Source organism: Solwaraspora sp. WMMA2056 (genome assembly GCF_030345095.1).
Lineage (GTDB): Bacteria > Actinomycetota > Actinomycetes > Mycobacteriales > Micromonosporaceae > Micromonospora_E.
In genome coordinates, this window is the sequence record NZ_CP128360.1 from 1,265,917 (window position 1) to 1,278,953 (window position 13,037).

8 protein-coding genes are annotated in these 13,037 nt (G+C 72.7%); 4 read left to right on the forward strand and 4 right to left on the reverse strand.

From position 1 onward, the window contains the following. The first annotated feature begins 32 nt into the window (after positions 1-32). Both O7608_RS05895 and O7608_RS05900 read left to right on the forward strand, forming a co-directional pair. Positions 33-2,042, forward strand: a complete 2,010-nt coding sequence (locus O7608_RS05895) for a glycoside hydrolase family 43 protein (protein WP_289210799.1) — start codon at positions 33-35, stop codon at positions 2,040-2,042. Positions 2,043-2,088: 46 nt separating this feature from the next. Further along, positions 2,089-4,476, forward strand: coding sequence for a family 43 glycosylhydrolase (locus O7608_RS05900; RefSeq protein WP_289208999.1), 2,388 nt, complete (start codon positions 2,089-2,091; stop codon positions 4,474-4,476). Between the two features lie 89 nt (positions 4,477-4,565). On the opposite strand, the gene O7608_RS05905 is transcribed toward O7608_RS05900, so the two are convergent. Next, positions 4,566-5,780: a helix-turn-helix domain-containing protein gene (locus O7608_RS05905; protein WP_289209000.1), complete on the reverse strand. Its 1,215-nt coding sequence runs from the start codon at positions 5,778-5,780 to the stop codon at positions 4,566-4,568. A 105-nt stretch (positions 5,781-5,885) separates the two neighbouring features. Between O7608_RS05905 and O7608_RS05910 the strand changes: the two genes are divergently transcribed. Further along, complete coding sequence (locus O7608_RS05910; protein ID WP_289209001.1) at positions 5,886-8,306, forward strand: ATP-binding protein; 2,421 nt, start codon at positions 5,886-5,888, stop codon at positions 8,304-8,306. 187 nt (positions 8,307-8,493) lie between these two features. Beyond that, positions 8,494-9,543, forward strand: coding sequence for a hypothetical protein (locus O7608_RS05915; protein WP_289209002.1), 1,050 nt, complete (start codon positions 8,494-8,496; stop codon positions 9,541-9,543). A gap of 36 nt (positions 9,544-9,579) precedes the next feature. On the opposite strand, the gene O7608_RS05920 is transcribed toward O7608_RS05915, so the two are convergent. From O7608_RS05920 to O7608_RS05930, 3 genes are all read right to left on the reverse strand, one after another. After that, the gene (locus O7608_RS05920; protein WP_289209003.1) at positions 9,580-10,278 is read right to left on the reverse strand and encodes a helix-turn-helix transcriptional regulator; all 699 of its coding nucleotides are present in this window, start codon (positions 10,276-10,278) and stop codon (positions 9,580-9,582) included. 155 nt (positions 10,279-10,433) lie between these two features. Continuing rightward, a complete protein-coding gene (locus tag O7608_RS05925) occupies positions 10,434-11,024 on the reverse strand; it encodes a helix-turn-helix transcriptional regulator (RefSeq protein WP_289209004.1) in 591 nt (196 codons plus the stop codon). Then, complete coding sequence (locus tag O7608_RS05930) at positions 11,011-13,026, reverse strand: right-handed parallel beta-helix repeat-containing protein (RefSeq protein ID WP_289209005.1); 2,016 nt, start codon at positions 13,024-13,026, stop codon at positions 11,011-11,013. The genes O7608_RS05925 and O7608_RS05930 overlap by 14 nt, the downstream gene beginning before the upstream one ends. Between the last annotated feature and the right edge of the window lie 11 nt (positions 13,027-13,037).

The window sequence follows — 13,037 nt, forward strand, 5'->3', positions numbered from 1 at the left end:
GTCAATAGGCCTAGGGCCAGTGGGCGTCGTCGCTGCGCTACCACGACGGCATGTTCTACGTCGCGTTCAACACCAACAACCTGGGCGGCGCCTACATCTACCGTACCGACGATATCGACGACGGCGCCTGGCAGCGGACCGCGCTCGGCCGCGGCCTGCACGACCCGTCGCTCTTCTTCGACCTCGACGGAACCCCGTACATCTTCTACGGATCCGGTGGCACCAGCGCGGTGCGGCTCAACGCCGACCTGACCGCCATCGAGCAGAACTACCCGAACATCTTCACCGCCGCCGACTACGCCGGCCAGCCGTTCATCGGCGGACTGTTCGAGGGTGCCCAGTTCTACTACATCGACGGCTACTACTACGCTTTGATCATCACCTGGCCGTCCGGGAAGGGCCGGCAGGTCGTCATGTTCCGCTCGACCGAGCTGCTCGGCCGCTACACCTCGGCCGGTGGCGTCAACACGTACGTCGCCCGTGGGGTGCTCAACTCCAACGGCTTCGCCCAGGGCAGCCTGGTGCCGATCGCCACCGCCGACGGCGGCACCGACTGGCACGGCATGTTCTTCCGCGACACCTTCCCGATCGGCCGCATCCCGGCGCTGATCCCGGCCGTCTGGTCCGACGGCTGGCCGGTCTTCGGCACCAACGGCGTGGTGCCGGTCGGCGGCGCGTTCGACAAGCCGATCCGGCTCGACCCGGCCGAGGAGAGCTACCAGCGGCAGCAGAGCATCGTCGCGTCCGACGACTTCGCCAACGACGCCCCGCACAAGGCGTACCAGGATGAACAGTGGACGATCCCGGACCCGCCGCCGACCGGCGAACCCCCGACCGAGGCGGAGATCGCCCCCAACGGTTCCCGGCTGGACATGGCCTGGCAGTGGAACCACGCCCCGGACAACCGCTACTGGTCGCTCACCGACCGCGACGGCTGGCTGCGGCTGACCACCGGCAAGGTCGTCACCGGCGGGTACGTCTACACGAAGCTGTCCAACCGGGCCGAGCTGGCCTGGTTCGAGGAGGCCCGCAACACGCTGTCGCAGCGGACCTTCGGCCCGCGCCAGTCGGCCGAGACGAGGATGGACGTCTCCGCGATGCGCGACGGCGACGTCGCCGGGATCGCCGCCTACAACCGGGGATTCTCGTACGCGGCGGTGAAACGCGTCGCCGGCGTCAACACCCTCGGCGTGGTCAACCGGGGCCAGCCGTTCGCGGTCGACCTCGACCAGGCGACCCTGGAGAACTTCCTGCCGGGCAGCACCGTGCCACTGGGCGACGCCACCGAGGTGCACCTCAAGGCGGACCTGGACTTCGCCGCGCCGACCGGACAGCTCTGGACCACCTTCCACTACAGCCTCGACGGGCTCAGCTGGCACCAACTCGGCAGCCGGGTCGGCCCGCAGACCCTCGACGGCTCGCTGGCGCACTTCATGGGCCACCGGGTCGGCCTGTTCAACTACGCGACGCAGACCACCGGCGGGCACGTCGACTTCGACCACTACCTGCTCAGCGACACACTGACCGCGCAGGGCCGGCCGCTGGACACCGGTGCGCTCGACGACGCCATCGCGTACGCGGCGACGCTGCGCGAAGCCGACCACCCGGCGGACGCCTGGGCGGCGATGCGGGCCGCGCTGGACGACGCGGTGACCGCGCGGGCCGGTCAGTTCGGCACCCAGAACCAGATCGACGCGCCGGAGCGGGCGCTCAGCTACCAGCTGGCCCGTCTCGGCGTGCTCCGACTGGACACACCGAGGCTGCTGTCGGTCACCACGTCGAGCCGCTGCCTGGCGAAGAAGGTGCAGCTCGTCGTGGAGCTGACCGGTGTCGCACCGGCACGGGTGACCGGCACGGTCGCCTCGCCGTACGGCACCAAGGAGTACGGGGTCGCTCCGTCCGCGAGCAAGGTGCGGACCTTCCCGACCGGTACGGCGTCGATGCCGGCCGGTGCGGTGACGGTGACCGCGACGGCCCGCGTCGACGGCACCCCGGTCAGCGCGACCGTGACCGTGCCGTACGCCGCGCGGACCTGCCAGTGACCTGTTCTTCCACCGGCAGTCAACTCGCAGATCAGAAGGGATCCTCGTGAGACCACCCGTGCACCGCACCACCCGCCGGCGCGCCACGGCGCTCGTCGCGGTCAGCGCCCTGGTAGTCGCCGGGTTCGTCGCCCCGGCGTCGCCAGGGTACGCCGACGACGCCGATCTCATCGTCAACGGCGGCTTCGAAACCGGCCTCGACGGCTGGTTCGTCAACAACGGCAACGCCACCGACAGCGCGACGCTGGCACTGACCGACGACGCCTACTCGGGGGACAACGCGGTACTGGTCACCGACCGGGCGACGACCGGGTCCGGCCCGATGCAGGACCTGACCGGCAAGGTGCAGGCCGGGCAGACGTACACCCTCACCGCCCGGATCCGGTACGACGACGCGGCGTCGCCGGCGACCAAGCAGTTCTTCGCGACGATGCACTATGGCGGGGCCACCTACACGAACCTGGTCAGCGTGACCGCGACCAGGGGACAGTGGGCGCAGTTCGCCGGGCAGTTCACCATCCCGGCGGGCCAGGGCGTCTCCACGGCCCGGTTGTTCTTCGAGACGCCGTGGACAGCCGACCCAGCGGCCGATCCGGACCTGCACCTGATGGACTTCCGCCTCGACGACGTGTCGGTGGTCGGTGCCCCACCGCCGCCGGCACCGTCGAAGACCATCGAGGTGGTCGGCAAGCTGCCCGGCGAGCACAACCCGTTGATCGGGCACAAGTTCGGTGCCGACGGGTACGGGTTCGTGCACGACGGCCGGGTCTACCTGTATTTGACCAACGACACCCAGGGGTACGCGCCGGATCCGGCCACCGGGGTCTCGCCGGGCATCAACTACGGCGACATCAACCAGATCACGGTGATCTCGACGACCGACATGGTCAACTGGACCGACCACGGGGAGATCCAGGTCGCCGGCCCGAACGGGGTCGCGCCGTTCACCAACAACTCGTGGGCGCCCGGCATGGCCAGCAAGGTGGTCGACGGCCAGGAGAAGTTCTTCCTCTACTACGCCAACGGCGGCGGATCGAGCAACGTGATCACTGGTGCGTCGCCGCTGGGCCCGTGGGTCAGTGAGCGGACGAGCACCCTGATCGACGGCCGCACGCCCGGTGCGGAGGATGTGGCGTGGAAGTTCGACCCGGCGCCGTTCGTCGACGACGACGGCGAGGAGTACCTCTACTTCGGTGGCGGTCCCGCGTCGACCAGCATGCCGCCGGCCGAGCGGTTCAACAACCCGAAGAACCTGCGGGCGATCGAGCTCGGTGCCGACATGGTGTCGACCGAGGGTACGGCGGCCGTGGTGGACGCGCCGGTGGCCTTCGAGGCGGCGCAGGTGTTCAAGCGCGACGGCAGGTACTACCTGTCGTACTCGTCGCACTTCGGCGGGCCCGACTTCGGTGGCAACCAGACGCCGCTGCCCGGCTACCCCGGCGGCGGCCAGATCGGCTACCTGATCTCCGACGACCCGATGTCGTGGCCGAAGGAGACCTACGCTGGCGTGCTGTTCCCCAACCAGTCGCAGTTCTTCGGGGCCGGCACCGGTGGCAACAACCACCAGTCCGTCTTCGAGTACGAGGGCAGGTACTACTTCACCTACCACGCCCCGACGCTGAACAAGCGGATCAACGGCAACACCACCCAGGGCTACCGCAGCCCGCACATCCAGGAGCTGACCTTCAACTCCGACGGCACGATCCAGCAGGTCGTCGGCACCTACGCCGGGGTCGACCAGGTCCGCGACTTCGATCCGTACCGTGTCTTCGAGGCCGAGACGTTCGGCTGGAGCAAGGGGGTCGCGACCGCGAAGGTCGACGGTGGATCGCCGCAGTTCGGTGACGGCGCACCCAACCTGGTGGTGCGCGACGTCGACAACGGCGACTGGACGGCGCTCTCCTCGGTGGACTTCGGCACCGGTGCGGCGAGCCTGACCGCGAAGGTCCGCCCGCTGGTGGCCGGCGGGTCGATCCAGGTGCGGCTCGGTGACGTCACCGCGCCGCCGGGTGAGTGGGCGGAGCTGACCGCTGCCCTCGACGGGGTCACCGGGGTGCACGACGTCTACTTCACCTACGCCGGACCGGCCGGGGACGACCTGTTCGAGATCGACACGTGGTCGTTCACCCCGGCGGCCGACGGCCCGACGCTGGCCGTGTCGGCGACGGCCGGTGTCCGGTGCTTCGGGCGCAACGCGCAACTCGTCGTCGACGTCACCAACGACGCGCCGGCCCGGATCACCGGCACCGTCACCACCGGATACGGCGAGAAGCAGTACGGCGTGGCACCGGCGACGAGCAAGGCGCGGACCTTCCCGACCGGCGGGGCGGTCGTCCCGGCCGGTACGGCGACGGTGACCGCGGCGGCGCGCCTCGACGGTGAGCTGGTGTCGGTCTCGGTGGAGGTGCCCTACGAAGCGCACGTCTGCGACTGATCGTGCCGTTCGCTCAGACAGCCGGTCGCTGACCGGGTGAGGCTGATCGCCGTGCCGATGCCGGTCGGGCATCGGCACGGCGATTCTCACTACGGCTTGCCGTCCTCCGACGGCAACGACTTCACGGCGGATGGATCGGGCAGTCGTGCCCGGTCGCGCCAGTCGGGATGTCGGCACAACCGCTGGTAGGCGTGGTGCCACCGCACGGCGGACTCCTCGCGCCACAGCCGGGCGGCGGCGTGGCGGTGTACTGCTGGACAGAGGTGGAAGCCGCCCGGCGCAGGGGTGTCGGTCAGCAGGCCCTGCTCGGTCAGCCCGTCCAGAGCGCGCGCGGTCGCCGCCGGGCCGAGCGTGGTCAGCAGGTCGGCGACCGTCGTCGGGTGGTCGCCGGGGCGCAGCAACGCCAGCCGTCGGAACAGGTGGCGCTGGTCGGTCGGCAACCGCAGGTAGGCGGCGTCGATGCTGGCCGGACCGGGGGCAGGTGCCGAGCCGGACAGCGGTGCCAGCGGGCACCAGCGGGCTCCGAACAGTCCGGCGAGCCCACTACGGCTGGCCACGATCGTCAACCACCCCGCCGACGCGGGTAGCACCGGCCGGACCTGCTCCTCGGCGTACGCGTCGTCCAGGACGAGGATCCCGCGCCGATCGGACATGACGGACCGTAACAGTCCGGCCCGGTCGTGAATCGGCCGTGGGGTCCGGTGCTCCGGTATGCCGAACGCGCGGAGCAGGCGGTCGATCGCCGTCCCGACGGCCAGTGGCTGGCGGGACGTGCCGGCCAGGTCGAGCAGCAGACCGTCGACGCCGTGCCGGTCGGCGGCGCGCTGCGCCGCCGCCACGGCGAGGTCGGTCTTGCCGACCCCCGCCGGCCCGCACACCACGACGACGGCCGGCCCGGCCGCCGACGGCCGCGCGTCGACGGCAGCGGTGGCAAGAGCGTCGAGTTGGCGTAGCTCGGCCCGGCGGTCGGGGCAGGACCGTCGCCGCACCGGCAGGGCCAGCGGGTGGCAGGTCTCCGGTCGACGGGTCACCGGGGCGGCCGCTGCCCGGGTGAGCTGGTCCACCACCGCCGCGTCGACGGATGCCGTCGCGCGCAGTGCCGCCGCGATCCGTTCGATTGTCAACGGGTGCGGGGCCACCCGGCCGCGTTCCATGTTGCCGACGGTGCGTGCGGACAGGCCGGCGGCCTCGGCGAGCCGTTCCTGCGACAGACCGGCCGCCCGCCGCAACGCCACGAGCAGCGACGGCAGGTCGGTCGGTGACCGGCCGTCGGGTGTGGTCGGGGCAACCTCGAGTGTCGGCATGCCTGATGATCATTCCTTTCCGGTGCTTCGGTTGTGTGGCTGCGGAATTGATGTCCGGTAACTTGTGGCCGCACGGTCAGCGTCGGTGTGTCGAAAGGCCGGACCATGAGCCTCGGTGCTGCGGACCCGGCGGGTCCGGACGCGTTCGCCGTGCTGCTGCGCCGGTACCGGCGGGCCGCCGGCCTCAGCCAGCAGCAGTTGGCGCAGGCCGCCGGTCTGGGCGTGCGGACGCTGCGCGACCTGGAACGCGGCCGGGTCGGCCGGCCGCAGCGGGCCACGGTGACCGGGCTCGCCGAGGCGTTGCGGTTGCCGCCGGCCGAGGCGCAGCGGCTGCGCCGGTCGGCGACGTCGGACCAGCCGGTCGACGGCGATCCGGATCTCGCCCTGATCGGTCTGGCCGCGCCGGCGCGGGTGCCGCTGCCGGCGGATCCGTCCGATTTCAGCGGGCGGGACACTGAACTGCACCGGCTGGCGGGCCTGTTGGCCCGTCCCGGGTCGATCGTGGTGGTCCACGGTCCGCCCGGGATCGGGAAGACCAGCGTGGTCGTGCGCGCTGCCCGTACGGTGGCGGCCGAGTTGTCGGACGGGGCGTTCTTCGTCGATCTCCGAGGCACCCAGCAACAACCGACGACGGTACGCGGTGCGGTCGCGCAGTTGCTCGCCGAGCTCGGTGTGGACCGCCGTCGGCTGCCCGCTGGCCTCGACGCGCGGTTGGCGTCGTACCGCGAGGCGTCGGCCGAGCGTAGCGCCGTACTGGTCCTCGACGATGCCCGCGACGCCGCGCAGGTCCGGTCGTTGCTGCCGGTCGGCGGCGACTGGCGGGTTCTGGTTTCCAGTCGTCGCCAGCTGACCGACCTGGCCGGTGCCGCCGGGGCCGGTGCCGGGCCGGGGCACGTCGAGCGGATCGCGCTCGGTGCGCTGTCCGGACCCGATGCCCGGGCCCTGCTGGCCGGGGTGGTCGGACCGGCCCGGCTGGCCACCGAGCCGGCGGCGGTCGACGAGCTGGTCCGGATCTGCGGCGGCCTGCCGTTGGCCCTGCGGATCGTGGCCAGCCGGTTGGCTAGCCGTCCGTTGTGGACAATAGCGGGGCTGTTGGACCGGTTGCGCGACAGTCAGCGCCGGCTCGACGGCCTGTACGCCGGGGACATCGAGGTCCGTACCGCGTTCCTGGTGTCCTACCGGCAGCTCGACCCGGAACATCGGACGGCGCTGCGGCGGCTGGCGCTGCTGCCATGGCCCGGCTACGACGCGGCGGTCGTGGCGGACCTGCTGGACAGCGGGACCGACCGGGCCGCCACGGTGGTGGCCGGTATCGCCGAGGCGGGGCTGCTCACGCCGTTGGCGGACAGCGGCCGGTACCGGCTGCACGATCTGCTGGCGGTGTTCGGGCAGGAACGCGCGGCGGCCGAGGACGGTCCGGCGGATCGGCAGGCGGCTCTCGACCGGGTCCGGGCCGGCCTGCTGGCGACGGTGGCAGATGTCGGCGGCTGGTTCCCGTCGTACCAGGAGCCGCTGACCCGGCACCGGTTCCCCGCTGCCCGTACGCCGTTCAGGTCCGCCACGGCCGCCCTGGACTGGTGCACCGCGCAGCGCCGGGCGATCACCTGGGCGTTGCGGCGTACGGCACAGCAGCACCGCCACGCCGAGATCGTGACCGTGGTGGACGCGATCCGTGGGGTCGCCAACCGCCATCACCATCTGGCGCCCTGGCGGGAGGTCTTCCAGACGGCGGTGGACTCCTCCGTCGTCCTCGGTGACCCGGCGGCGGAGGCCCGGCACCGCGACTCCCTGGGCTTCGCGTTGAAGTACCAGGTCCGTCGCCCCGAGCAGGCGTTGCCGGAGCACGAACGGGCGCGGTGGCTGCACGCGGAGATCGGCGACCGGACCGGGTACGCGTGGAGCACGCTCTACACCACCGGTGCGCTGCACCGCTGCGGTCGTCTGGCGGAGGCGCTCGACCGGGCGCGGCTCGCCGCAGACCTGTTCGCCGCGCTCGGTGAGACCCAGGGGGCGGTGATCGCCAGTTACGCCGTCGGCGACATCGAACGCGACCTGGGGCAGCCGCAGCAGGCGGCCCGGACCCACCGCCGTGGGCTCGCCCAGCTCGCTGATCCGGCGGGCCGGGACCGGGTGACGGCCGGCATGTTCGGCTACCGGCTCGGCCTCGACCTGGCCGCCGCCGGGGACCTGCCGGGCGCGGTGCAGGTGCTCGAATCGGCGTACGCGGCGTTCGCCGCCGAGCACCATCCTACCGGGATCGCCGAATGTCTCGGTGCGCTCAGCGAGGTGCTCGCCCAACTGGGCAGCTCACGCGCGGTCGCGGTCGCCACCCGTGCCGTCGGGGTCTGCCACGAGCTGGGCGACACGCTGCGCGAAGCCCAGGCCTGGTACGCGTTGGGCCTGGTGGCCCAGGCGGAGCAGCGCGCCGAGGACCATGCCCGGTGCTTCGACCGGGCCCGGTCGCTCTGCGCGGGGTCGGCCGACCTCGAGGTACGCAGCCTGCTCGTTCGGCTCGCCCGGCAGTGACGCAGCCCCTCGGCAGTGACGCAGGCCCTCGGCAGTGACGAATCCGGTTCTGCCGGTCGGTTTTCCTGTTCCGGCCGTCGGGGATCGGGTTCCATCCGAGGGTCGAGGCGATCGCGTGCGGCGAGGTCGCCTGCGTCGAGATCACGAGCGTCGAGACGTCGACGCCGACCGTGCCCGGAGGACAGTGATGCAGCTCGGCCAGCAATCGTCAGCCGGGGACGCACCCGCCGGCCACCTGCCGGCCGACCGCGCGCGGGCAGCGTTCGCCGACGCGGTCGCGACCCGGGTGCTGCACCGCGACCCGGCGGCCTCACCCGCGCGACGCGGTGCCGCCGCATTGGTCGCGGTGCTGCTGACCCTGGTCGTCGTGGCTGTCGCCGGGTTCCTGGTCGAGTACCTGAGCAGCGGAAAGGGCACCGCGCGGGCGGCTGCCGTACCGGGTGCCACCGCGCCGACCACCGACCCGGACAGCCCGGTCGGGCCGGACGGGTCCGAGAGCCCGGGTCAGCCGACCGGGCCGGACGGCTCTGCCCCGACCAAGGGTCCGACGACGGCCGGCCAGCAGCCGGATACGCCGACTGGCGCGCACCTGGTGCCGCCGCCGGCCGGAACGCAGCCGACGACCGCCCCTGTCGTGGCATCGGCGACCCGGACCACACCACCGGCTACCGCCGAGCAGAGCCGGTCGGTCGCGACGCAGCCGACCAGCGCGGCGCGGCTGGCGGCCACCACGTACTCGGCGATCGCCGGTCCCGGCTGCGCCGGCAACAACGACGCACACAACTGGTACAGCCACGGGGTGTACCGCGACGGCACCGCCGGCTGGTACGACATCACCGGCGGCCACCGGGGCGACGGCTGTTCCGGGTCGGCGCTGGCGATCCCGATGTCCGGCAGCTCCACCGCGACCGGCCGCAACTACGTGGTCTGGTGGTTCGAGACAGCTCCCGTCGTCAACGGCACCTGCACCTTCTCCGTCCTCGTCCCGAACAGCGGCTCGGCGCGCGACGTCGCCGGCAACCCGGCGGTGTACAAGGTGCTCGGCGGTCGGACGTCGACGAGCCCGTACGCCCAGTTCTCGATCAACCAGACGGCGAACCGGGGACAGTGGGTCGGCACCGGGGCGGTGGCGGTCCGCAACGGTGCCATCTCGCTGCACCTGCAGGACTCCGGCCGGGACCCGAACGGTGAACACATCGGTGCCGCACAGGTCCGGGTGAACTGCACCGCCGGATAGGCGACCGGGACCGGTGGCCGGTCGTACCGATCCGGGTCAGGAGCCGGGGGCGGCCAGCTGCGCCGGTACGTAGCCGAACTCGATCGCCCGCCTGGTCAGCTCGGCCTTGTTGCCCACGGCGAGCTTGGTCCGGATCCGCTTCACGTAGGTGTCGACGGTGGCGGCGGTCAACCCCAGTTCCCGGGCGGCCTGTGCGTGAGTGAGACCCCGGGCGATCAGCCGCAGGGTCTGCACCTCCCGGGGAGCGAGCGCCGGAAGCTGTCGGCTTTCGGCGGCGACCGAGCCGGTACGGGCCGGCACCGCCCGGACGGGCTCGGCCGGTGCCCACTGCAGACCCCGTCCGAGGTGGATTCCGCCGGACACGACGGCGTTCAGGGCGATGCGCATCTCAGCCGGGTCGGTCGCCGCCGCGACGAGCACCGAACGGGCACCGCACCGGACTGCGGCCAGTGCCGAGCTCATCGCCGTCGCCGAGGCCACCACCAGGGTCGGCCACCGGTCGCAGATCCGGCGCAGCTGCGCCGGGGGCAGGTCGACGCCGAGCACCGCCACCGTCGGCCGACGCGGCGCGGCGCAGGTGTCGGGCACCGTACCGTTGTGCAGGTCCTGGACCTGACAGCGCAGCGCGACGTCGCGGATCCGGTCGGCCTCGGAGAGCAGGAAGCGTACGCCCATGCCGGCCAGCGGATCCCGGACGAGGGCGACGACGTCGTACGGGGCCGGTTCGACGGTCAACGCGTCCTCCCGTGCGGCGCTGCGCCGGGGCGCCCGCCTGGCTGCCCGGGTTGCGGCGACCCGCCGCCGGTACGCCACCCACCTGGTAATCCAACCGGCAGCCTGGGGCCGGCGACAGGAAATCGCACCGGCAGAACCGGAGCGACGAGACGTGCTCAGCGCTCGGCGGAGCTGGCCTGCGCGTACCCGAGCTCGATCGCCCGCCGGGTGAGGTCGGCCTTGTTGACCGCGTCGAGTTTGCGGCGCAGCCGCTTCGCGTACGTGTGGACGGTCGCCTCGGTGACGCCGATGCGCCGGGCTACCTGCCGGTGGGTCAGGCCCTGGGTGATGCCCTGCAGGACATCGAGTTCCCGGTAGGTCAACGGGATCCGGTCCGGTGGTGCCGGCTCGTCGACGGATGCGACGAACCGGTCGACCAGCCCGGCCGAGACGTACCGGCCTCCCGCGGCGGCCGCCGCCATCGCCAGGTCGAGATCGGGTACGGGGTCGCCGACGGCGACCAGCGCACGCACTCCCGCCCGCAGCAGCCCCACCAGGTCCACCGGTTCGTCGGCCGGGACGGCCAGGACCACGCGGCGCTTTCCGGCAGCTGCGGCCACGGCGGCGTACCGGCCGGCGGGCAGCGACGCCCAGTCGAGCAGCAGCACCAGCTGTGGCGTCGTCGGCTCAGCGGCCGGGTCGGTGGGCATCGTGCGGTCGGTGGGCATCGTGCGGTCGGCGGGAACGGATCGGTCAGTCAGCGTCATCAGGCACGTCCTGCGGTCGGAGGTCGGTCAGCTCGGCCTCGCTCGCCCCGGGGGTCGTGGCGACGCGTAGCGCGTGGCGTTCGGTCATCCGCTGGAACACGTGCCGGGCGGCCCGGCCGTTGCCGAATCCGTCGACCCGGGGGAGCCGGTCGAACAGTGCGGTCAGGGTGTCCCGGGTGGATCCGGTGAGCCGGTAGCGGTGCTGTTCGGCCTGGGCTTCGACGATGCGGACCAGCTCGGCCGACCGGTAGTCGGGGAACCGCAGCGTACGGGTGAACCGGGACGCCAGGCCCGGGTTCGAGGCGACGAACCGGGCCATGTCGTCGGGGTAGCCGGCGGCGATGACGACGACGTCGTCGCGGTGGTCCTCCATCAGTTTGACCAGGGTGGCGACCGCTTCGGCGCCGAAGTCGGCGCCCTGCCCGGTCGGGGCGAGCGCGTACGCCTCGTCGATGAACAGCACGCCGCCCCGGGCCCGTTGGAAGACACCGGTGGTCTTCGGCGCGGTGTGTCCGACGTACTCACCGACCAGGTCGCTACGGCTGGCCTCGACGAGATGCCCCCGGGTGAGCAGGCCCAGCGCGTGCAGGATCCGACCGTACAGGCGGGCCACGGTGGTCTTGCCGGTCCCCGGGTTGCCGGCGAAGACCAGATGCCGGCTCAGCGGTGGCGGCGGCAGCCCGGCGTCGCGCCGCAACCGGACCAGCCGCATGACGGTGACCAGGGCGCCGACGTCGCGTTTGACGTCGTCGAGTCCGACGAGCTGGTCGAGTTGGCGCAGCAGCCGGGCCACCGACTCGTCCGGGTCGGCCGGATCGTCGGCCGGCGCCGGGGCCGCCTGCCCCGGCGTCGGCTGCTCGTCACGGGGTCCCGGGTCGGGGCAGCGCAGCACCGCCCACGGTCCGCCGTGGACGGTGCCGTGCAGCGTCGGGCCGGCGAGCACAGTGGTGCACTCGGCGCCGACCTGCACGGCGACACCACCGGTGCCGGTGATCGCGCCGCCGCGTAGCAGCGGCCGGTGCGCGGTGTCGACGACCAGGCCGGTGCCGCCGGAGATCGTCGCGCCGTCGGCGGTGAGGTCGCCCCGGTCGCAGACGTGCACACCGGTCAGCCGGGCACCGGTGATCCGTCCGCCGGTCAGCTGCGCCGTCGCGCCGTCGGCCACCGCCACCCCGTGCTCGCCGCTGCCGTCCAGTTCGCATCCGGTCAGTTCGGCGCGGGCCTGCCCGCCGACGTGCACCGTGCTGTACCCGGACCCGGTGGCGACGACCCCGGTCATCGTGATCCGGGCCCGCCCGGTCAGGTACGCGGCGTTGCCGCGCGCGTCGACCAGCCGACCTGCGGTGACGGTCAGTCGGGCGTCGTCGCGGGCTGCCAGCGCCGAGTCCCGTACCCCGGTGAGCGTGCAGTCGTCGAGCCGTACCTCGGCGGTACCGGTGGCCAGGACCCCGGCGCCGGTGCTGTCCTCGATCCGGCTGCCGGTGACGTCGACCCGGCCGCCGACGACCCGCAGCCCGCAGCCGCCGACCCCGGCCAGGAGACAGTCGGTGACCGTGACGGTGGCGTCGTCGGTCACCTGGACCCCGTCGCCGGCGACCTGCCGGATGGTCACCCGACGCAGCGTCGCCGTCGTGGTGCCGGTGACCATCACGCCGGCACCGACGACCGTGCAGTCCTCCAGGAGCGCGTTGCCCTGGTCGAGCAGCACGGCGGCGGTGTGCCCGTCCGGCGTACCCGGGTGGGTCGGCGGCGCCTCGAAGACCACGCCCCGGATGGTCACCGTCGCGCCGACCACCAGCACCGGGGCGACCGGCGTGACGATCCGGACGGATCCCGGTTCGCCCTCGGCGACCAGGGTGACGGCCCGGTCGAGGACCAGCGCCTCCCGGTAGCGGCCGGCCCGGATCGTGACGGTGCCGCCGACGGCGGCCGCCCGCAGGGCGGCACCGACGCTGCGGTGGGCGCCCCAACCGTGCGTCGCTACCCGCAGACGTGTGGTCATTGGCCCGATTC

Bases quoted from the DNA above. Each gene is read 5' to 3' on its own strand.
- O7608_RS05905 (WP_289209000.1), bottom strand. From the start codon at position 5,780: ATGCCGACACTCGAGGTTGCCCCGACCACACCCGACGGCCGGTCACCG.
- O7608_RS05910 (WP_289209001.1), top strand. From the start codon at position 5,886: ATGAGCCTCGGTGCTGCGGACCCGGCGGGTCCGGACGCGTTCGCCGTG.
- O7608_RS05925 (WP_289209004.1), bottom strand. From the start codon at position 11,024: ATGACGCTGACTGACCGATCCGTTCCCGCCGACCGCACGATGCCCACC.
- O7608_RS05930 (WP_289209005.1), bottom strand. From the start codon at position 13,026: ATGACCACACGTCTGCGGGTAGCGACGCACGGTTGGGGCGCCCACCGC.
- O7608_RS05915 (WP_289209002.1), top strand. From the start codon at position 8,494: ATGCAGCTCGGCCAGCAATCGTCAGCCGGGGACGCACCCGCCGGCCAC.